This window comes from Pseudidiomarina donghaiensis (assembly GCF_900116895.1).
Classification (GTDB): domain Bacteria; phylum Pseudomonadota; class Gammaproteobacteria; order Enterobacterales; family Alteromonadaceae; genus Pseudidiomarina; species Pseudidiomarina donghaiensis.
Window position 1 is genome coordinate 1 of record NZ_FPCF01000001.1, and the last position, 20,535, is coordinate 20,535.

A 20,535-nucleotide genomic window follows, 5' to 3' on the forward strand; every position below is an offset into this window, starting at 1 on the left:
CTAACACGGCTATCGGAGGCATTCCGCCCAAACAATTAACGCAAGCGGTTCATTAATTCTACGAATAACTGCTGCTTAAAATGGGGGAATTACAAGTACAAAATCAAGATTAAACGAAAATAGCGATAGCCAGTAACAAAGCTTCATTGCTTGGCCTTTCGATACACGTATAGTGGCGACTTACATGTTTTGCACATGTCATCGTTTTGATAACCCGACCAGCTAGAATTGCATTCTAAGCAGTTAAACTGATAAAAAATCGATGGTCTTTGAGTTACATTTCGCTCGACGAGCTCCGGTAAATGTTGCTTCACATGATATACCCACTTCTTGCCAGCTGTTTCATGTTTTAGATAGTTAATTACTATTTCTCGAAAAGGTTTATTTCGGCGCTCAAACTCTCTATATAAAGATTCGATGTTGAGCTGAATAACGCCGCAACGCTGAATTTCGGGACGGAGAAGGTTCATCGGAAGTCTGCGTCCTTTATGAACGATATATATGATTAATGGAACGCCTTGAACTAAAGATTTAATATCAACTAGCTGTCCTTCAAAATCACATCGCAATTCAACGTCATCAAGATTAAGCATTCTCTCCTTAGCAACGACTCTGTGGTCTATCTTTAGCTCTGGGACTGTAAAGCTTCTCAATTCCTCGAAAAGCTGGAGAATCATCAAGCGAACCGAGTGCTCAAACGAATAATCACATGGCTTAGTGGCAGAGTCATTATCTTTAGTTGTAGTAAGGTAATGAGAAAAGTGCCAGGTATTTACACTGCCTTGTCGTGCTATTAGAGGCTCGTCGCACGATGGACAAATGCAGTTACAACCTTGTCCTTTTTCGACTTCATCAACGGCTACAAATTGATCTGTAGCACGGTCTTTTGCAAATGGTATTTTGACGTTGTTCATATATTCTATTCCGAGTGTAATCACCCCATTTTAAGCAGCAGTTATTCGTAGAATTAATGAACCGCTTGCGTTAATTGTTTGGGCGGAATGCCTCCGATAGCCGTGTTAGGCCGTTCGTTGTTATAAAGCCAAAGCCACTGAGTGGCAAGTTCTTGTGCATGTTCTACGCTTTCAAACAGGTGCAAATCGAGCCATTCATGTCGTACTGTTCGATTAAATCGCTCAACATAGGCATTCTGAGTCGGTTTACCTGGTTGAATATAGAGCATCGTAATTTGATGTTTTTCAGCCCAGTTAATCAGCTCGCTTGACAAATATTCTGGGCCATTGTCGCAGCGAATCGCCGCAGGTTTTCCTCGCCATTCAATCACTTGCTCTAAGGCGCGAATAACCCGGGCACTTGGCAGCGACAGATCGACTTCAATGGTTAACCCTTCGCGGTTGTAATCGTCAATGAGGTTAAATGTTCGCAGTGAACGACCATCGACCAAACTATCGGACATAAAGTCCATCGACCAGACTTGATTCATTGCGGTTGGCACGCTTAAAGCGTCCGGTTTGTCACGTCGCAGGCGACGCTTGGGTTTGATTCGTAAGTTCAGCTCTAGCTCGCGATAAATGCGATACACGCGTTTGTGGTTCCATGGAAACCCCTTCACGTTACGCAAGTGCAAGAAGCACAAACCAAAACCCCAGCGTTTGTGCACCGTGGTTAAGCGCAGCAACCAATCAGCAATCACAGCGTTTTCATCGCTGAGTTTGCTTTGATAGTGGTAACAGCTCGTGCTAATGCCCGTGCAAACACAGGCAAAACGAACACTAATACCATGACGTTGAATGGCAGCTTGCGCCATCTCTTTGCGCTGAGATGGCTTTACAGCTTTCCCTCAAGGGCTTCCTTGCGGATCTCAGCTTTGAGTCGCTCTTCGGCATACATTTTTTTGAGGCGTTTATTCTCGTCCTCAAGCTCTTTGAGACGCTTCATCATCGATGCGTCCATGCCGCCAAACTTGGCGCGTCATTTATAAAATTGAGCTGAGCTCATACCGTGTTCACGGCAAAGCTCTGGAACCGGTATACCGTTCTCGTTTTGTTTCAGAATCTCTAAGATCTGACTGTCTGTGTATCGTGATTTGCGTATAGAAAACTCCTTCGTTTTAGTTTAACGGAATTTTCTACTTATAACTGCTCCGATTTTCTGGGGGGATTACACACTTTAGCCGGATATGGCGATTTAAGCTCGACTATTATGTTTAAATGATGTAGAAAAAGGTAATTCGTTTATAAGATTTAGGTTATAGGATGACAGCTGAAATTGCGGTATTGAATAAATCGGCCGTTGCACTTGCTGCAGATTCGGCGGTATCGATATCAGATGGAAATGGTAGTACAAAGGTTTATAACGGAGCGGAAAAGCTCTTTGCGTTAACTAAATTTCATCCTGTTGGGATTATGATATATGGAACAGGTAGCTTATGCCAAGTTCCATGGGAGCTTATTGTAAAAGAGTACCGAAAAAAGATAAAAGAAGACAGCTTTGATACATTAGAAGCTTATGCAGAGGACTTTTTCCAATTTCTCGCGACTGAACCGAAGTTGATTCCGATGGAACTGAGAGAACATTTTATTCGTCAGCATTGGAACTTCGTTTACACCCAGTTGTGGGAGCTCGTTGAATCAAAAGTGAGGGGGTTGATTGAGGATACTGGGCAAGACCCAACTCCGATTGAAACCTTCAATATTTTTGATAGTGAAGCTGCAGAAATAACGAAAATTTTGCATGAGAATAACTTTTTAAATAATTTCGATGCAGACGATGTTCGTACGATTCAGATGCAGGCTAAAGAATTCCTCGTTGAACTCATAAATCCAAGCCATCAAGACAGTGATTTCCCGCCTCAGTCTATTGAAATTGCTGCTGAAGTCTTAGCGTTGGCAACAGCAAAAGAGAATCCTCTTGGTTCGAATTCAGGTATCGTTTTTGCAGGTTACGGGAACAAAGAGTTTTTTCCGTCTGTTTTGGCTTTTAATTTAAAGGGATTCTGGTCTGAAAAATTACGAGTCATTCCAAACTCACAGAAGAGTGCGGTAGCTGGTTCTAGTGGGATACAAGCCTATGCCCAGGATGAAGAGGCACTGACTTTTATGCACGGTATTAGCCCGAGACTAAAATCAGACATTGTTAAGCAATTTCAACATCTCTTTCAAGAGATTTTATTTAAGTCAAATCAGCTTATTAATGATGCCACCATTGGAGATGGTGAGAAGGAGCAGTTGAGAGAGACACTTGTAAATACTGCACAACAACAGTGGGATGAAACGATTGCTTCGATTGAACGCCAGATACGAAGTCAATATACAGATCAGGTTGTCGATATGGTTGAGTTTTTGCCTAAGGATGAACTAGCATATATGGCAGAATCACTCGTTAACATGACGGCCTTCAAAAGAAAAGTGACAAACGACACGGAAACAGTTGGTGGTCCTATAGATGTTGCTATAATATCGAAAGGCGACGGTTTTGTATGGATTAAGCGAAAGCATTACTTCGATAGTGCGCTGAACACTCATTATTTTGATAACTTTTTGAAAGGAAAGTCAAATGTCAGGTAAAAACCTCAAACAAGAGCTGATGCTATACAAGTGGCGCTCTAAGTATTTACCTACCGAATCCACAGAGTCTAATAAGAATTCTCGCTTGAAGACTGGTCTGGATAAGAGTGAAAAACCAAAAAAGGTTGCATTTTCGTTGTAGATTGTCCAGCCTTGAGCATAAATTGTTTGAGGTGATGCCCTCACTTTTACCAAGCAAATAGTAAGTAAACATTATTACACTAAAATCCTTCAAAAATATCGGAACCGGCTATTAACAACGAAGAACTAAATTAAAAAGTTAGTTCGTCAAAAAAGCTAATAATAACTGGTATATCACCGTTAGCGTTATTGTAAGAGATAGGAACAGTTTGTCTAAATAACAGCATTACTTTCAATTCTTCTATGGACTCTAGCTTCAAGTAGTCTTTTAGTTTATCAATGTTGTCATCCAAAATTTCAAAGCGGTCCATGTGTTTTCTTAGGCGATCTGGTTTACCATCCGATTTTGTCACACCACGAAATTCGTATATCTGTTTAGCTATTTCACCTTGAGTTTTGGCAAACTCTAAGTCTTTACATTCAACTAGGTAGACGATTTTTTCGGAAGGACTCCATGCCAGTACATCAATATCGCCAAAATCTTTCTTGGTCTTTGCTTTAAGAATTTTGCTGACTTTAACATCAGCTTCAACTTCCCAGCCTAAGCGACTAAACTTGGCAGCAGCTTGTAGGTTGAATCTGTGCCCTGACTCGTTGCGTTGCGCTCCAATCCATTTTTTCATAGCTCTTGTATTGAAAAATGATCCATCTAAGGTTGCGTCATATGAATTTGACAAGCAATATAGAACTCCTTTACGTATCAGGCTAGGGGCGATAATCAACTGATCATTGAGTATAATTAATGGTCTTGCCGTTAACGACAACCGACGTCGATATCTCCAGGGAGAAATATCGCTAACGCGGAATTCTTTAGGTAGCACCGTCCAGCTTGACCTTTCTGGCAGAGTAAATCTATCAATAAAGGCTCTCATCACAGTGTCTGGAACACCATTAGTTTTAGAATGATGAAATAGCTCTGAGCGAGAGATTGGATAAACAGCTTTATTTTTTTCAATACCAATATCTTCAAAAACATCTAAAATCTTTCTGGCTTCATCGATCGATATACCAAACTCTTCGTGCCACGCAGACTCGAACTCCTGTTCTAATAGGCCTTCAACCTTTTCGTGAACTTGGGGCTCAGAGAAGTAATTATCATATTTGCTCGAAGCATGGTTTATCATCACGGTCTGAACGGATTTACCGTAAGGGTTTACTACGGTGTCATATGCGGTATGATCAAACTGCACATCACCATACGTGGAAAGTCTAAGTGTGGGCTTGACCAATTCGTACATTATAGAATCTGAGAGGTTTCCATATTGGAAAATGGCCGTTGCAAAAGTGATAAGCTTAGTGATATCGAGCTTATTTGGAACTCTGCCTCCATTATCTAATGATTCACATATAGCCATTTCAATTAGAATCCTAGCTCCTGTAAGCGTAGCATTATTGGATGAAATTCGTTCCAGTGCTACCGAATATACGTCATCCTTATTAAGATGAAGTCCCAACATGGCTTTGAAAGTCCGTTGCCAATGTTCAATATCGGCCTCTACGGCGGCATGGTTCTCAAGTAAGAAAAGCGTTAATGCTTTTTTGTTGAATGAACTCAAATAACACTGAATTTTTTTCCAAAGACTAAACGTTAAGTCGTTCAAATACTGCGTAGATTCATACTTGCCGTTGATATTACATGGTTCGTTATGGCTGTTTACCATCCATGCTAGCCCAATTTTAATAGTGGCGTCATCCAATCGATCTAACGCTAAAGGTTCCGGTAAGCTCATTTTTACGTAATCAAGAAAAGTTTGTGCAGTGAGCATATGCACTTCTTTCCCGTAGTGATCTAAAAAAATATGCTGAATGATTGCATCCACAATCTTCTCTTGATTATTACACTCAACAGACTCTTCTATAAAAACAGTGAGTAATGACTTAATGATTTTTTTCTCTGCGGTATTGTCAGCTCGATGAAGAGCAAGAAAATATTTTTTTAGGAACTTACAATGTATGTTTAGGAAGCCATTGTCTTCGAAAACAGATAATTCTATTAGACTGTTAAGAGTGTCAGGTTCAGGTACTTGATATATTTGCTTTGGGATATCAACATCTTCAAATTCAATTCTTAAAAAAACTTTGTCATGTAAAGACGAGTAGCCTAACTTAGATAGAGCTAAATCAGCTTTGCATATCCAATTACAGACACCATGCCATAACCTATATAAAAGGTCCTTGTTTTGAGTGTCAACCTGTGAAGGAGCGCACCACCATGAGCATAAGTTACCTTCGATCAACCCAAGTAGTTGTCCCTTATTAATGTTATCTACTGACGCATAAATTGGCTTGAAACGGTCTTCTTTAAAGTAGCTACCTGTAGTAAGTCTTTTCACTGAAATTACTTCATCGTATGGACTAAGAACTTTATGTATATCGTTTTCATTTTGTACTTCCCATCTAACATTTAACAAAGCGTTTTGAGCGATCATCATGAATAAAGATGAGCTAACAAAATCCTCATCAAAGGCTGCGTGAGGGATAATATTAAAATCATTATCTCTAGCCCACCCATAAAGATTGAGTAAACCGTTTAGATTGTGAGTATGAACTCCAGCATCAAGGACTCTAAGTTTAGCTTCTATAAGTCGCCAAAAGGTAAACGGACTCATGTTGATGATTTGATTGAAAGTATCCAAATCTGGCGCTGAAACGAACTCTAAATTCCAGTTATTAAATTCTGTACTGCCTTTAACTGCAAAAGCAACTGAACGGCCCCACCCACACCCAATAAGAATGCTAAGTCCGCTTTGAAATCCATCTAATTGGGACGCATAACGATGTGCTTTCTTTATGTGTTCAGTGAGAGTTTCTTCTAAATCGACATCTGGGCTCGGTGCACCGGTGATTAACCCATTTTCATAATTACGAAAGTTATCAAAAAACATTAAGAAGTGGACATATCGATGCTGATCAAGACAGACAAGTGCATCTGCACCGACAATTTCTTTATTGGAGTTTTTTATTGGTGAGAATGGTACGTTACTAATTTCGCCAAGTAACCGCGAGTGCTCACTAAAAAAATTAACGTACTTGACTTGCATGGCATATAGAAGCTGATCCAGCATTTTAAGCTTATCCATTTGTTGGATCACAAATAGGCGAACTGCAACACTCACCGCGGTTGGTAAAGCTAAGACGTATTGGCCAGCTTTTGTTTTATAAATAGGCTTACGCTCCAATGAGGAGTTTCCAAACGCTTCGTCTGTAAGCGCAATAATATCTGATTTTTCAATTATAAAAGGCTTAAGATCCTTTTCAGCTATTCCCAGTCGAGTTAAATCATCTAACGAAAAGCAAGCGATGTTATTCGATTTAGTCGATATGTAGGACGAGAAATCCCATTCTGATTTTGGATTCTCACAACCCCTCTGGTAACGCTTTAGACCTGTCGCAATAACAGACTCATTAGAGATAGATAGAATCGCCTTTACTGATTTTTTTATGCTTAGAAAAAAATCATAGTTTGGCATATCTTCTATTAAATCGATAAATATTTGCGTGTAGAAATAAGAGCTCTCCCACAGCCCGTTTAGGAGCATGTATGATCCTTCATTCGAATTGACTAGCCCAACCATAGTATCTTCAGCGGGGTCCTCCCACGAACCGATATATGTAGATCGAATACCATCGAATAGTCGAGTTAAACCGTCGCCATCTAGTAACTCCTTTCCACTGTCGGCAAGAAAACACTGATGAATCATAGTTTCGGTAGTCATTAGGTTGCTATGTAAATCTTGCTCGTATAGTAGACCTATTAGTTTGAGTAGAGCATCTTCAAAATCGTAGCTGTCGGTTAAATTACTTATATGATGATTAGTTCTAAATTGACCGAAGGTTGGGGCTATCATTTGTTGACTCTCATTAAAACGGAGTAGCTCGGAGAAGTCCAAATTATCAATATCCATATACAATTCTCAGTTTTTAACCATTCGAGTAAATTTTAATGCCGTTCAATAACCAACTGCAGTTGTTATGGAACGTGGGCCACCGCATTGCGATGGTTCAAAGTACTGATCTTGAAGTTGTAGGCTCATTGTCAAATCGCTTTTTCCATAACTATATTTTTACGTTAAATGCGTGGCTTGGGGTAAAATTCCAGATTTCCAGATATATCTTTAGTCAAAAGTACACCTATAACTACAAAAGATAAACTTTAGTTAGTAATCGCTGGACAGCTATTAGTGCTGTGTACTGTTGCAAGTAACGGATGCAAGAATTTTCAAACTAATATATGAAACATTTTACTACCAAGTGCTGGATGGTGGATCCTTATGGGGAACTAATTACTACCGATAATTGGCGTTATCGGAAGTAAAGATAACAGTTTGATTTGACTCTTAAGCTGGCCATGTTGCGCCATAATTGATTTGGCTACGCGCACCGAGGTGGTCTTGCTGTTGGTGCGTCTGCGTATAGATAATTCAGAGTTTTGCGTTGAAGGCATTTTCTACTTATAACTGCTCCGATTTTCCGGGGGATTACAATCATTTTTACAGCAAAAAGCACAGACCGGCCAGTATTGGCGCCTCTGTACTCTATACCTGCAGCTTTGGTTGCGCTGTAATAAAGCTAGCTTTTTCGAACGGAGAGTGAGTATGTGGGACGATACCAATACGGCGGAAGAACATGAGGAAATGGCGGGTGTCCGTCAGGAGTTCTTTGCTTTGTACAACAAAAGGCAGGCGCGAATAAGGATAAAATTCATAGATACAGCTCCGTCAATGCTCAGGTCTTTTTACGTGGTGTCATTTTTAGACCGGCGCACTAAATCCAGTTATCGAGGGCAGTTCAGTGATATCTATTGGCCTAGCATTTTTAATGACTTCGCCAGTCTTCAGGCGCATATTTCCTCGTTTCTAAAGCAATACGCTATCCCGACGGCATTTCTTGAGCAGTTAACTTGGGATGATCCAGAAGTAGCTTTCGAGCTCGACTTAGATGGTTCATGCCCAAGGAAATGATCTAGCTAGATCACTTCCTTGGGAATCAGTAGGAAGTGCATCAGCAATAGCAGGTGTACCCTCGACGATATCGTTGTTTTAAAGATTTCAGGAAGTTCGAATGCCCTCAAGAAATTTGATATTGGGAAAATAAGTGGAGGCCAATTTCTCTATGTATTGTTTTACATAGACCTGATTTTGATAATCAGAAAGCATGACCTCCGTTGCCGGAGCGCTATACTCTTGTTTTGATACGTCGCAAAGTAACATGTTGTTGTCTTTATTTTTTAAAAATGACTCAAAACGATTCAGGTCATTTTTCCCGGCATTTAAGGGCTCTGGATTAGAGATCAGTTCAATTCTTTCTCCCCATACTGTTATTGAATGATCTCTGACGTAACCGTTTATACGCTTTCTAATAGCTTGTTCAAGACTAAGTAAATCCAGTTCGCTCATAGCTATCGATGTAATGCCAAACTTATGAATAGTCCGGCGATCCCCGCACTGTAAGTGTTCATCTGCAGACCATAGATAAAAAAACTGATGGGTTGCCCTTTTCAAATTGTAAGTACGGTCTGAGTTAGGCAGACGAAAAGAAGGAATATCAGCTCGTTGTTGATTCGCAAGATAATCAATAGTCTGTTCCTGACGGTTGGTATAAGTCACATGCGCGCGCGTGCGAGAATGCTCGTCGTCCATTCTTTCAAAAAAGAGGTTTTGGATGGGGAACGGGTACCTTCGGCCATCAAGCCGCATAAATTCGCAGTATTTTTCGTGAAACGGATTGAATTGACGTAGGTATGTCTTTGTTGTCTCTTTAAGAGCACTCAAGGTTGTCACTATCCGTTCACCAGCGCCCAGCTCCACTTCGATAGGCAGGCGGATTTTGTACCTGAAAACCGGCTTCATGAATTGCCTATCTTGCGGCACTATGCGTGCCGATGTTATTACGCTAACCCGCACGACATCATAAAAGTCGTAAAATTTTTTAAGTTGAGGCATTACGCGTTCCTCAACAAAGTTGTCTACAAGCTCGGGGGTCGATAACGATTCGAAATCAAGAGACGGCATTGTGAAGTTACTCAAGAATTGAACTGCTTCTTCGATAGCGCCCTTTGAACGAACTACGCGACCGAAATTTTTAGGAGTGTTAAAGATCTCGATTCTTATAGGTAAGAACCTCTCGCCATTCCGAATTTCTGGTTTAAAGGTGCAGTTCGTTATTTCTGGGAATTTTTTGTATAGCTGCTCGATTGGTGCTTGAAGACGAAGGCTGCATTCTTCGCTGAAGATAGCCAAACGTTCTTCGGTCCTTAGATATTTAGTCGAAATCATACGAGAACCACGCATTCTAAAACTTCTTTTCGTAATTCATATTTGTGTTTGTAGTTGAGCATATTATTGACCGCCTGAAGGTTTATTGATGGGGGAAATATAGTCAAAGAATGGCAAAGGTCAAGCGGCGTGGGTGCAATAAGCCACTGAAATGTATAGTTAAAAAGCGTTTTTTAGTGGTTTTAACGGTAAAGGTTAGAACGAATTTTGCTTTAGCTGAACAGCATCTATAGCGATCGATCGAAAAAATGTAGAAGCATGTTTTGCATAGAACAACTGATCTAATATACGGTCTCACTTTCTCTTTCGATATATCAGCCGAAGAAATGCCTAAAAAATCTGAATGTTGCGGTAATGATGTGTTTAGGGAGCCTTGAGTTTGTTTGCAACTTGCCGCCGATATTTAAGCTATTACTCCACAAAAATTCAGCGAGTTTATGATCGCGCTTTATCGCAAATCGGGCAGGATACCCCTAAAAAAACAAATAAAAAATATAGGGTTACCTGGAAATTCTTTTTATGGACGTACGGAGTTTCCTTTCCCTCAAGAATAGAACCATGACTCGATGAGGCTTCATATTACTGACGGTCCCCCAGTAACAAGATCCACAAGGACGATGAATTTGGGCGTGATTTGACAGGTCTACATTTAGTTGGGGATGAGAAATGCATGTTGTTGTACTAATGTTGAAATTTAAACTGAAGAGACCCAAATGAAAGAGTCTACTGAAAAGCAAACGCTGATATGAAGTGATTATATGCTACACTAATAAAGAATCCTTAGCGTAAGGACATTGTTATGAGTACAACACAAGCTACCTTACTGTTATTTGCCCCGATAGTAATGCTTATCGGTGGTTTAGCTATGTTTTACTGGTCGCACAATAATAAAAAAGGGCGTGTAGATGCGAAAGCATCGTTAAAGCGCCTAGCTAACGACTCAAATGAAGCTCAATAACGAGCTTCTCTGAGCCGGGAGCAAACCCCGCTCAATAACACCTTCAAGCACCACTTTAAACAAACATCAAGCAGCTTTATTTTTACAGCATTCTCATAGAATTTGTAGGGGAATTGAACGAAACCCTTCAATGGCACACCTGACAGGATTCGAACTGTAGTGGTCAAGAAAAACTGGCCACCGGTTTATAGTTAATCCAATATGTTGCTCGGAGATATTTGGGCCGCACTCTCGGGGAATCAATTTTGCTCCGTTGGTAACCCTCTGCTCAAACCGTAAGGTCGGTACGAATGGACCATTACTACCGATAATTGGCATTATCGGAAGTCATGTCCTTGGTTTTTGCAGTAAAAAGCTTTGCTTTTGATGAGTAGCGAATGTGCTCCTGAAATGAAGACATTTCGTGAGCGAACTGTATAAAATTACGGGGTAGTTACATAAAGGCCGCATAGTGGATAGAGTAATCGCAAAGGAACGTAAAATATGAAATTCTTGCACCTGACCATAGTATTAACCATTTCATTAATAGCCTCTGCATGTGCCAGCACAGGGGTTATATCACTCGGCGAGAACCTCTATTACATCGGTAAGAAGGACGGCTCTCCGGGGCTCGGGATTAGCCTAGAGAATAAAGCTGAAGTGTATAAAGAAGCTAACGCGTTTTGTGAATCCAAGGGCTTGAAGCTTGAAATTGTAGAAGAAACTGTAGTGGCCGCGGCTCCTGCACGGCTGGGGTCAACTGAAATTGAATTCAAGTGCATTTAAGTTGCTTCAAAATTAATTGCTCCGTACCACTAAAAGTGGACACTTTTAGTGGTACGGAGCAACCTCCAAGGAAGCTCTGATAATGGATTCCTATCAACATCAAACAGTTCTTATGTAACGTCAAGTACGGAACAAGTCTCGTCGTCGGAAAGCTTAACAAGGGCTCAGAAAAATGCAGTACGATCGGCGAAACAATATCTTAATATGACTGGTTTTTCGCGAAGCGGACTTATCCGACAGCTCTCATCTAATTTTGGGGAAGGTTATAACCTTTCTGATGCAACTATCGCGGTTGATAGTATGAACATTGATTGGAACAAACAAGCGGTAAGATCTGCGAAGCAATATCTTAGCTTGCAGGGGTTTTCGTGCAAAAGACTCATAGAACAACTCTCATCTAGTGCTGGAGATGGTTATACCCAAAGCCAAGCAACTTACGGGGCTACGCAGGCCGGTGTTTGTTAGTCCCTTAAGGTCGAGAACCGGATTGTTTTATGTTGTCCTGCGTAAAATTGTGGGTGAAAATCGCTCAATTGTTAACTATGTCCGGTAAGGCCTAATATGTACCGATACTCTTTAGGTTAAACCGCATTCTAAGAGCGAACCGTATTATTTTAGGGGTAGTTACAAATGAACTCAATTTATAGGTTGAATTTACTATGATTTATTTTGCAATGATTACCGCAATTATTGCCATATTTCTGGCAATCCGAAATGATATTCAACTTAGAAAAGTTAATGAGTTACAGTTAAGTAATGAGCAATTGCGCAACGGAACAAGGGGAGTAGATGCGCGACTTGAAAAGCTGATACGCGAGAGTGAACATCAAACACTGCATAATAAAATCTTATTTGAAAGTATTATTTTTCACCTCTCAGCAAGCGGTACAGCTTATTCGTCGCGCATTTGGGAAACATATTCCGTTGAAATGAAGAAAGCTTGGGAAGTGGAATATGACGACGAACCATGGCCAAAATATCTGCCAATAATTGGTGAACCAAGCTATAGTCTCTCACGACGAGTAAACCAAGCAGACTTTGAATCTTGGCGATCTTATACAACAGGTGGTTGTCGATACAATATCGACGCCAGTATCGTTGTAACTTCAGACTATATATTTGATCTCGAAAGACGAATTGTGTGACTAATCCATGTGGGGAAGTTTCTCTTGGAATTGAAGAAGTAAGAATACTCGTATAAAAAGGCGAATAATTCTTACAACGAAGCCATTTCATGAGCGACCAATAGTAAATTTCGGGACAGTTATATTCTGCCTTGGGGAGTTCAAGTCTTAAGATATAATGCGTTAAAAAAACAAAAGCCATCAAACTTGGTGATGGCTTTTTGTGACAAGAACGTGGTTAGTTTTCCTGTCGTGGTGTTCAAATCCTCAAATGCAGTATCGCAAAAAGATTAATGTTGTACAACGCATTACTTTTCAATCAATGGACCGGTCAACCACTGCTTATCTTCATTATTTTGCCAGAAAGCTTCTGCTGAGCTTTTTGACAAAAGCTCGTCAAGACTATACTCATTAGCTTTCTCTTGCTTTATGCCTTTGCTTGTAGGTTCAACGCTTTGTTTCTGGAGATTCATCATTTACCCAACCTGTTTCAATATCTAACCGAGTTAACTCATCCGCGTGACTGGTGTATTCACGAAGCCCAGATAAAAGCTCTGACTCCTCGTACGGGAGCTTCAATTTTTCTTATTAGACTCACTCAAACCAGTCCACCTCTCAAACCTAACAACTGTTCTGCTTGTATCGCCATTGTGCTGGCTCGTGGTGCTTTATGATGCATTAAGCTCTAGTATGCTACCCAACTATGCTTTTAGCAAAAAGTATGGAAGCCACGTCAAGTTTCGCACTAATTTTATAAAGTACACTGTCGCTCGAGCGACTATTTGTAAAATGAGCAAGCGCTATAACGAAATAGCAAAAGGGACGCACCGGCGTTTTTCAAGGTAGTTGACACTTTTTTCTCGTTTAAGCAGCCTGTTTTTCTTCCTGCTTAACTGGCTTTTTCTCAGGGTTTAATGTTGTTGGCCCGACTGGCTCACAATTGCGTACATCGCGCTTACCCCATCGACTTGGATTTGCTGCTTTTGCAGCCTCCATGCACCGTTTCCGTTGAGCCAAGATGGCTTTGTCTTGGCCGGTGTGACGTTGATGAGGCGTCACAAAGTTTAATTGACTGTGTTTGTGCTCGTAGTTGTACCAGCGTGTGAACTTTAACACCCACTGTCGAGCTTCATCGAGGCTCTTAAAGCCACTTGATGGCCATTCTGGCCGGTATTTGCAGGTTCTAAATTGCGACTCTGCAAACGGGTTGTCATTACTTACTCGCGGGCGGCTGTATGAGGTGGTCACACCTAGCTCATATGCTTTAGCCCGCATCGTCTGTGACTTCATCGGCGCACCATTATCAGAGTGCAACACTAAGCCTGTGTGTAAGCAGTTTTCACGCAACAATGTGCGTTGTAAGAGTTCAGCCGCGAGCTCGCCGGACTCCTGCTCGTGAACTTCATCACCAACGATTTTGTGACTAAACAAGTCTTCGAGCATGTACCAATAATAAAATTGCCCACGTACAGCGCTCGGTAAATAGGTGATGTCCCAGCAGAACACTTGCCCAGGTCCCGTAGCTTCAAATGTCTCCGGCGCTTTATGGCCCTTAGGCGCTGCAGTGCGACCGCGATGATGCAATTGACCATGTAGCTTCAGCACCCGGTAAAAAGTTGATTCGGAGCCATAATACGCTGCAACGCCTATTCTTTCAGCTAATTTCAGGGCTTCTGCTTTAAATTCTTGTGTGTGGACTTTGCGTGTTTTATTTGCTTTCATGATTCACCGAGTTAAGTGATTTTACTCACTTAGCTCGGTGTCCAAAAGTACTGGTACGGATCAATGAAACAAACACCAACGTGGTTGGACAGAAAATATGATAGGTACACTCTTAGCAAAGAATGTTGACAGCAGCGCCGATTCTAGGATTAGGACTTATTGCTTTATATTGGAACCCTCATGGACGGAAAGGTAAGGACGGTAGTCGTTAGTGATATTTGTCGACATAAAGATGTGTTCTAAAATTTCAGGCCTTACCAAACACCGCGCTCCAAGCGATGGATAAGGGAAAGTACCTGCTGAAATTCGAAAAATGAATTTAAGTTTTCAAGGGGGGAGCGTTTACCTAGGGCTCTGGAGGGCTTTTTAGCCAATGAATAGCTTCGGAAAGATCTCCCCCAAAAAGTGCCTCAGCGTTAGTAATCACTTCAATTAATGCATAAATGCGATCGCTTTCCGCAGTGTTAAAGCGTCGATGCTTCCTTTGCTTGACTTTGTTCCAGTAAGGAAGGTGAAGCGCATGTAAGATTTCGTTTTCTGACAGCGCCGTCTCGTTCGCTATAGAACCTACGATGTCAAACCTGAAACCTTGCACGATGAGAACGCTCATGGCTAAGTGGTCGTCAGGCAACTCGAGCCTTTCCATTAAAGTTAGTTTTAATGGTTGGTGAGCAGATATTGGGATGTAGTTTTCGTGGTGCATTTGAGTATCTCGACGTTAAAGCCAAGTTATAAATATCCAATTTATAACACAGTCATCCCCTAGAGTATTTATCGTGCAGTTCAACGGCATTGTTTGTAGTTATTCTTGTGAGCCGTCTAGTTGAATAGAGGAGATTTATATTTTTCTCCCTTCTTTGTAACTCGACTAAACTAGTTTAGGTTTTGTCATCTCGTTGCGTTTTACGCTCTCTCAAATAGATGTTTATAAACATCGCAAGCCCGCCTACGACAAAGATGAGACCAGCAACAAGGATCAGAGTTGCTTGTGTTGTTGTCATAATCGCTTCCTTTTTCCGTTGCACCAAACACCAAACACTAAATGTTAAAATGGTGCCGACATAATTGCCGCAGGATGCTAAGACGCTCGCGAGCTACCAAGAGCGTCTTAAGTTAAGATTTGGCGAATCAAATTAAGCAATGATGCTTTAGATTTATTTACAATCGATTCGATGATTTCTCATATCACCATATTTAATATCGCAGTTATGATATTTAATTCTGGTCCATAATGATCCTGCCACAGTACATTGCATTTCGCCGAGAGATTTTTGGCAACGTGCAGCGTTTGCATAATATGGGTCAGGGTGTTCCCAGGAAAACCAATGTGCTGTGAGTGGTTGGACAATGAAGGAGCCACTGCCCCGCATTTCTACCTCTATTGGCGACTTCGAGTGGTTGTATACTGTAAACCGCGTAGTGTCAGCCTGTACAACCGAACTTCCAGAAACAAACATTAATACAAATAACAAGAACTTCTTAATCATTAAAGTATCCATCCTACTAGTAAATAGGCGATTTCTTTGGAAATTCAATTGCTAATGACAAGGATGGAACATAGAAGACCTGCGTTTTTCCGCTGACCAAGATGCAATACTGTAATGTTCCCTATTAGGATTGAACTTCCATATCACCAAAATCACAAAAGAGCCCATCATTTTAGATGAGATGCTAATCATAGTATGTAGATTCATGGTATGCAATGAGTCAATTTTGGCTCATGAAAAACCTCTCACAAAAGTGCATTTTGGTTAGCATTTTTGCTCAAAATGTAAAATCGTATCGTCTGCAACAGGGCCTTTCGCAAGAACAGCTTGCGGAGAGAGCTGGAGTTCATCGAACGTATATCGGAATGTTAGAGCGCGAAGAAAAAAATGTGACGATATACAACATAGAGCGAATCGCAATTGCGCTAGGGCTTGAAGCCTATCAATTACTAAAATCGAAAAATGATTAAACTGCGATGGGAAAGAAGCGAATATAAAGTAATCTATAACGATTAAGTGAATGCCTCCGCAACCCGCTCAACGATAGAAAATGCTTTATCAAACATTGCCTCCTAAAAAATAAAAAGCTGCGAGTAACCCCGCAGCTTTTAAAGGTAATAGAAGGATCTCTATTTACGGCGAATGCGCAAACGAAATGCCTTCTTACCACACTCATGAGCGTGAATACGACGTCCCAACTTTTTATGAAAAAAAGAGGTTACGTAAATGTATTCAAAGTCATCACCTGAGGTAAGCATAAGCTTTTCTCCTATAATTTCGGTTAAAGAAAAGCAGACGCTGTTAAATTGTCATTCGTCGCATTTGGATGTAAAAATTACACCACAAATACTAGAATACTGATCTCTCAAATCGGTACGACAGGTAACAGCGGTCTACCGTAACTTCTCTCATAACTTCGAGTGTCGAGCTCGCTGTTATGAGAGAGTCCCCACAACATGTTGTAGCTAAAGTTTTTCCTAGCACAGTATATTGCGATGGAACCTGTCCTATTCTAATTGATTATTCCACCCAATCAAGCGAATCAAAGGCGATTATTTGACCTGATTGATGGTTCTGAAGTGGGGGCTATCGCTGAATAGCTAACCAATAAAGCGCATTAGAAAAATCAATCAATTAAAATTTTTTTCTTATTATTTTTTTGTTTAACAAGGTGAATTATTAGACAATTAATCTCTATGACTAGATTTTAGTAGCTTTAGAGCTGTTGAACCTGATGTTAGCTACAACAATTACCGTATTCTCACACTAGATACACTTACTAAAAGTTGATGGCTGGTAAAGCCGCGCTTATCGGAAGCGATCGAAAAACAAGGTCAAGCGGCGACGCCGTGGTTGTCGGTAGTGATCACAAAATTGGGGGCAGCGGCAAAGCAGAGGTTATCGGTCGTGATCACAAAATTGGGGGCAATAACAAATCTGTGATTGTCGGGAATGATCACAAAATAGGGGACAATAACAAAGCTATAATTATCGGAACTGAACGCAAAACAGGGCGCACCATCAATACTATTGCCATCGAAAGTGTTCATACAGTCGAGATGTTAGCAACAAAGGTATAGTTGTCGGTCGTGATCACAAAATTGGGGGCAGCGGCAAAGCCGTGGTTGTCGGCATTGATCACAAAATAGGGGGCACCAAATACATAAACTAATAATACTAAGGAATACAATGTCGACCGAAAATGCACTTGTTCGCTCAACTGTTAGAGTAATGGCGGGTAAAAATGGCCAAGAACCTTTTTCCGTGGGGACTGGGTTTTACTATAAAGTGCAAGACCCCAAAACATCGAATGCGAAAATACTTATTTTAACAAATAAGCACGTTGTGAATGGCGCAGACTACATTAGATTTGTTCATTCTTATGCGGACTCTCTTGAAGACTTAGACGAACATCACCAACCTGTTGGAAGAGTTGATAAAACAGAACAAATTCCAATTGCACCATTTGTATATAACCATCCAAACCCAGATATAGACCTTTGTGCTATTGATGTAGCAGCTTTTCAAGGCTCAAGCGGTTCACCTGTTTTCTCGTATGAAGCACCAATGTTCAGACAAGCTAGTGGTGCATATACACCAGGAACCAAAGTAAACCTTATAGGTGTTGTTTGGGGCGTTATCGAGTCAAGCGTAGAGGGGGATTTAAAAGTCATAGAAATACCTTCTGCATTAAAGCATGTGCCGGTTATGAATGCTTCATTAAACCTTGCCTTAGCGCTTCATGCTGATGTAATTAAAGATCTAGATGCGTTAATTTTTGCAACAATAAACTGATATGAGCATGTGCATATTACAAGCCGGTCAAGAACGGACGCAAAACAGTAGGCTGTGCTCTTTCCTCGCCATTCTAGCATACTATTTACGCGCCGTTTACCGGGGCGTCATACCAATAGGATAAGATTGTGCGTGATCGACTGAAAAATTTAACAGAAGAAGATTATTGGGTTTATGGAGTAACCGAGTCTGACTTTGATCACGCTATAACTATCGTCCGTGAAATGATTGATGCTCGTACTCAACAATATAAGGAGAAGGAAGCTCGAGTACGGGCAGAGAGTCCAGACGTTGCCGACGACATACTTGACGATGTCGCACACTACTGTAGTGGTCAAGTAATATTGGCCACGGGTTTGTAGTTATTCCAGTACCGTTTTTCCGACTCAGATGGCGTCAATCCACCGTTGTACGAGTGCGGTCTCCATCGACTGTAATAACCGAGAATATAATCACTGATCCGTTGCTTGGCTTCAGTAAAGTTTCGATAGCCAGTAGTCGGCACCCATTCCGTTTTTAAGCTTCTAAAAAAGCGCTCCATTGGGCTATAGTCCCAACAATTTCCGCGTCGGCTCATGCTTTGCGTCATTCGGTAACGCCATATTAATCGTCTAAATTTGCGACTGGTATAATGACAGCCCTGGTCGCTGTGATACATCAAGTCCTTTGGCTGCCCCCTGCGCTCAAACGCCATCGTCAGCGCCTGACACGTTAAATTGCTGTCTGGAGAATGACTCATCGCCCAGTCAACGGGTTGTCGTGCGAACAAGTCAATGACAACGGCCAGGTAGGCCCAGCGGCTGCCTGTCCAGATGAAGCTGACATCGCCGCACCACACTTGATTGGGCGCGGTCACCGCAAACTGCCGGTCCAATAAATTTGGAATCGCAACATGCTCTTGTGCCGCTTTCTTATAAGCATGCTTCGGTAACTGGCAGCTAACCAGTTCTAGCTTCTTCATCAAGCGCCCAGCGCGATAACGTGTCAGCGTAATGCCGTGCGTATCGTCATTGGTAATCATGTCAGCGATTGTTCTGGCACCGGCTGAGCCATTACTTAAACGGTGCGCTTTGCGCACTAGGCTGCGGAGCCTAATCGCTTCTGGCGAGATACGTTTATCTCGTCGCTGCCAGTATTTAAATGTGCTGCGGTGGACATCCAGTACCTCGCACAAATCTTTCACCGAATACCGGCGTGTATTGCTCTGACTCAGTCTCTCGATTAACGCGAGTGTTTCATGGAGTCCGACATCAACAGAGCTGAAGCCTTTTTTAATATATCGTTTTCTAATTCAAGGCGTTCGACGCGCTTCTTGAGCTCACGGATTTCAACCTGTTCAGGCGTCATGGGGCTGGCTTTTGGAGCCTTACCGGCGCGTTCTTCTCGTAGCTGCTTTACCCATTTACCAAGCGTTGAATACCCAACGCCCATGGCATCGGCGGCTTCCTTGTGAGAATACCCCTGATCGACGACTAACTGTGCTGTTTCCAGTCTAAATTCCGGACTAAATTTAGGACGGTTCTTCTTTGTCATTTTGTCACCTAATTTTGCTATGCTGTCATCATAACAGCTCTAATCAGGTGGCCAAATTAACTATGCCACTACAACTCGTTTGAATAAAAATTTTACTCACAGTGTGAGATAAGTATTAAATCAGCGAATCACTGTCGCAAGTAACACGAACCAGAGCCGATCAACGATGAATGACAGAGCAGAGCCAATGATCCAAAACACGGAAGCGTTTGAGCAATTACTCGAGTCACATCGCGGTATTTTGTTCAAAGTCGCCAATACATACTGCTGGCAGCCGGATGACCGAGCTGATCTGCTGCAGGAAATGGCGACTCAGTTATGGCGCGCATGGCCTGACTTTGACCCGACTCGCACTTTTTCGACCTGGATGTATCGCATTGCATTAAATGTCGCCATTAGCTATTTGCGCAACCAGTCGCCGCATCGACGGAACCTGGTGTCAATGAGCGAAGAGCATCACCTGGTTGCAGATCCGCAAACGGCTGAGCAAACATCTGAGATGACCCATCACCGCCTGCTATTACATAACTTTATTGAGCGCCAGACAGCTTTGGACAAAGCCTTACTGTTGCTCTATCTGGAAGAGCATTCGCAGCGGGAAATTGCTGACATTCTGGGTATTACGGAAAGCAATGTTTCGACCAAGATTGGTCGGCTGAAACAGCGCTTACACGATGAGCTGTGAACATGCACTTAAGCGGCAAATGA

Annotated in this window: 17 protein-coding genes and 2 pseudogenes; 10 read left to right on the top strand and 9 right to left on the bottom strand. The window is 41.7% G+C overall.

Going from position 1 to position 20,535, the window contains the following annotated elements:
* Positions 1-143 precede the first annotated feature (143 nt).
* Together BM334_RS00005 and BM334_RS00010 are read right to left on the bottom strand one after the other, a co-directional pair.
* Positions 144-914 carry a competence protein CoiA family protein gene (locus BM334_RS00005; RefSeq protein WP_092836177.1) on the bottom strand — a complete coding sequence of 257 codons (771 nt, stop codon included), beginning with the start codon at positions 912-914 and terminating at the stop codon, positions 144-146.
* A 53-nt stretch (positions 915-967) separates the two neighbouring features.
* A pseudogene (locus BM334_RS00010) lies at positions 968-2,055 on the bottom strand (IS3 family transposase).
* 161 nt (positions 2,056-2,216) lie between these two features.
* Between BM334_RS00010 and BM334_RS00015 the strand changes: the two are divergent.
* Entirely contained in the window at positions 2,217-3,527 is a 1,311-nt protein-coding gene (locus BM334_RS00015; RefSeq protein ID WP_092836186.1) for a hypothetical protein, read from the top strand.
* Between the two features lie 272 nt (positions 3,528-3,799).
* On the opposite strand, the gene BM334_RS00020 is transcribed toward BM334_RS00015, so the two are convergent.
* Positions 3,800-7,573, bottom strand: coding sequence for an anti-phage protein Upx-like protein (locus tag BM334_RS00020; RefSeq protein WP_092836200.1), 3,774 nt, complete (start codon positions 7,571-7,573; stop codon positions 3,800-3,802).
* Positions 7,574-8,263: 690 nt separating this feature from the next.
* Between BM334_RS00020 and BM334_RS00025 the strand changes: the two genes are divergently transcribed.
* Positions 8,264-8,629: a hypothetical protein gene (locus BM334_RS00025; RefSeq protein WP_092836201.1), complete on the top strand. Its 366-nt coding sequence runs from the start codon at positions 8,264-8,266 to the stop codon at positions 8,627-8,629.
* A gap of 87 nt (positions 8,630-8,716) precedes the next feature.
* Here the strand turns inward: BM334_RS00025 and BM334_RS00030 are convergent, their stop codons facing one another.
* Positions 8,717-9,958, bottom strand: a complete 1,242-nt coding sequence (locus tag BM334_RS00030; RefSeq protein ID WP_092836203.1) for a hypothetical protein — start codon at positions 9,956-9,958, stop codon at positions 8,717-8,719.
* A gap of 784 nt (positions 9,959-10,742) precedes the next feature.
* On the opposite strand from BM334_RS00030, the gene BM334_RS12660 reads away from it, so the two are divergent.
* From BM334_RS12660 to BM334_RS00045, 4 genes are all read left to right on the top strand, one after another.
* The gene (locus tag BM334_RS12660; protein WP_157981842.1) at positions 10,743-10,901 is read left to right on the top strand and encodes a hypothetical protein; all 159 of its coding nucleotides are present in this window, start codon (positions 10,743-10,745) and stop codon (positions 10,899-10,901) included.
* A gap of 483 nt (positions 10,902-11,384) precedes the next feature.
* Entirely contained in the window at positions 11,385-11,666 is a 282-nt protein-coding gene (locus tag BM334_RS00035) for a hypothetical protein (protein ID WP_092836208.1), read from the top strand.
* Between the two features lie 48 nt (positions 11,667-11,714).
* The gene (locus tag BM334_RS12930; protein ID WP_092836212.1) at positions 11,715-12,131 is read left to right on the top strand and encodes an Ltp family lipoprotein; all 417 of its coding nucleotides are present in this window, start codon (positions 11,715-11,717) and stop codon (positions 12,129-12,131) included.
* A 194-nt stretch (positions 12,132-12,325) separates the two neighbouring features.
* Entirely contained in the window at positions 12,326-12,811 is a 486-nt protein-coding gene (locus BM334_RS00045) for a hypothetical protein (RefSeq protein WP_092836215.1), read from the top strand.
* A gap of 287 nt (positions 12,812-13,098) precedes the next feature.
* On the opposite strand, the gene BM334_RS12665 is transcribed toward BM334_RS00045, so the two are convergent.
* The 4 genes and pseudogenes from BM334_RS12665 to BM334_RS12760 all read right to left on the bottom strand — a co-directional run bounded on the left by BM334_RS12665 (position 13,099) and on the right by BM334_RS12760 (position 15,513).
* The gene (locus tag BM334_RS12665; RefSeq protein WP_157981843.1) at positions 13,099-13,266 is read right to left on the bottom strand and encodes a hypothetical protein; all 168 of its coding nucleotides are present in this window, start codon (positions 13,264-13,266) and stop codon (positions 13,099-13,101) included.
* A gap of 388 nt (positions 13,267-13,654) precedes the next feature.
* A pseudogene (locus tag BM334_RS00050) lies at positions 13,655-14,425 on the bottom strand (IS3 family transposase); the annotation flags it as partial.
* A 433-nt stretch (positions 14,426-14,858) separates the two neighbouring features.
* Positions 14,859-15,215, bottom strand: a complete 357-nt coding sequence (locus tag BM334_RS00055; protein ID WP_092836221.1) for a hypothetical protein — start codon at positions 15,213-15,215, stop codon at positions 14,859-14,861.
* 175 nt (positions 15,216-15,390) lie between these two features.
* On the bottom strand, positions 15,391-15,513 hold the full coding sequence (locus BM334_RS12760; protein WP_256209324.1) for a hypothetical protein: 123 nt from the start codon (positions 15,511-15,513) through the stop codon (positions 15,391-15,393).
* A 701-nt stretch (positions 15,514-16,214) separates the two neighbouring features.
* Here BM334_RS12760 and BM334_RS00060 point away from each other — a divergent pair.
* The 3 genes from BM334_RS00060 to BM334_RS00070 all read left to right on the top strand — a co-directional run bounded on the left by BM334_RS00060 (position 16,215) and on the right by BM334_RS00070 (position 18,294).
* Complete coding sequence (locus tag BM334_RS00060) at positions 16,215-16,469, top strand: helix-turn-helix domain-containing protein (protein WP_241970872.1); 255 nt, start codon at positions 16,215-16,217, stop codon at positions 16,467-16,469.
* 819 nt (positions 16,470-17,288) lie between these two features.
* On the top strand, positions 17,289-17,579 hold the full coding sequence (locus BM334_RS00065) for a hypothetical protein (protein WP_092836222.1): 291 nt from the start codon (positions 17,289-17,291) through the stop codon (positions 17,577-17,579).
* Positions 17,580-17,688: 109 nt separating this feature from the next.
* The gene (locus BM334_RS00070; RefSeq protein ID WP_092836223.1) at positions 17,689-18,294 is read left to right on the top strand and encodes a hypothetical protein; all 606 of its coding nucleotides are present in this window, start codon (positions 17,689-17,691) and stop codon (positions 18,292-18,294) included.
* 334 nt (positions 18,295-18,628) lie between these two features.
* Here the strand turns inward: BM334_RS00070 and BM334_RS00080 are convergent.
* Positions 18,629-19,827 (bottom strand): IS3 family transposase gene (locus tag BM334_RS00080; protein ID WP_092836227.1). Its coding sequence is split into 2 segments (ribosomal slippage): positions 18,629-19,557 and positions 19,557-19,827, totalling 1,200 coding nucleotides; the frame shifts between segments, so codons are not numbered across the junction.
* 187 nt (positions 19,828-20,014) lie between these two features.
* Between BM334_RS00080 and BM334_RS00085 the strand changes: the two genes are divergently transcribed.
* Positions 20,015-20,512 (top strand): RNA polymerase sigma factor, encoded by a 498-nt coding sequence (locus BM334_RS00085; protein WP_092593869.1) that lies wholly within the window; start codon positions 20,015-20,017, stop codon positions 20,510-20,512.
* Positions 20,513-20,535: the final 23 nt, after the last annotated feature.

Bases quoted from the DNA above. Each gene is read 5' to 3' on its own strand.
- BM334_RS00085 (WP_092593869.1), top strand. From the start codon at position 20,015: ATGATCCAAAACACGGAAGCGTTTGAGCAATTACTCGAGTCACATCGC.
- BM334_RS00035 (WP_092836208.1), top strand. From the start codon at position 11,385: ATGAAATTCTTGCACCTGACCATAGTATTAACCATTTCATTAATAGCC.
- BM334_RS12665 (WP_157981843.1), bottom strand. From the start codon at position 13,266: ATGATGAATCTCCAGAAACAAAGCGTTGAACCTACAAGCAAAGGCATA.
- BM334_RS00070 (WP_092836223.1), top strand. From the start codon at position 17,689: ATGTCGACCGAAAATGCACTTGTTCGCTCAACTGTTAGAGTAATGGCG.
- BM334_RS00045 (WP_092836215.1), top strand. From the start codon at position 12,326: ATGATTTATTTTGCAATGATTACCGCAATTATTGCCATATTTCTGGCA.
- BM334_RS12760 (WP_256209324.1), bottom strand. From the start codon at position 15,513: ATGACAACAACACAAGCAACTCTGATCCTTGTTGCTGGTCTCATCTTT.
- BM334_RS00055 (WP_092836221.1), bottom strand. From the start codon at position 15,215: ATGCACCACGAAAACTACATCCCAATATCTGCTCACCAACCATTAAAA.
- BM334_RS12660 (WP_157981842.1), top strand. From the start codon at position 10,743: ATGAGTACAACACAAGCTACCTTACTGTTATTTGCCCCGATAGTAATG.
- BM334_RS00060 (WP_241970872.1), top strand. From the start codon at position 16,215: ATGAGTCAATTTTGGCTCATGAAAAACCTCTCACAAAAGTGCATTTTG.
- BM334_RS00030 (WP_092836203.1), bottom strand. From the start codon at position 9,958: ATGCGTGGTTCTCGTATGATTTCGACTAAATATCTAAGGACCGAAGAA.
- BM334_RS00015 (WP_092836186.1), top strand. From the start codon at position 2,217: ATGACAGCTGAAATTGCGGTATTGAATAAATCGGCCGTTGCACTTGCT.
- BM334_RS00065 (WP_092836222.1), top strand. From the start codon at position 17,289: ATGGCTGGTAAAGCCGCGCTTATCGGAAGCGATCGAAAAACAAGGTCA.
- BM334_RS00020 (WP_092836200.1), bottom strand. From the start codon at position 7,573: ATGGATATTGATAATTTGGACTTCTCCGAGCTACTCCGTTTTAATGAG.
- BM334_RS00025 (WP_092836201.1), top strand. From the start codon at position 8,264: ATGTGGGACGATACCAATACGGCGGAAGAACATGAGGAAATGGCGGGT.
- BM334_RS00005 (WP_092836177.1), bottom strand. From the start codon at position 914: ATGAACAACGTCAAAATACCATTTGCAAAAGACCGTGCTACAGATCAA.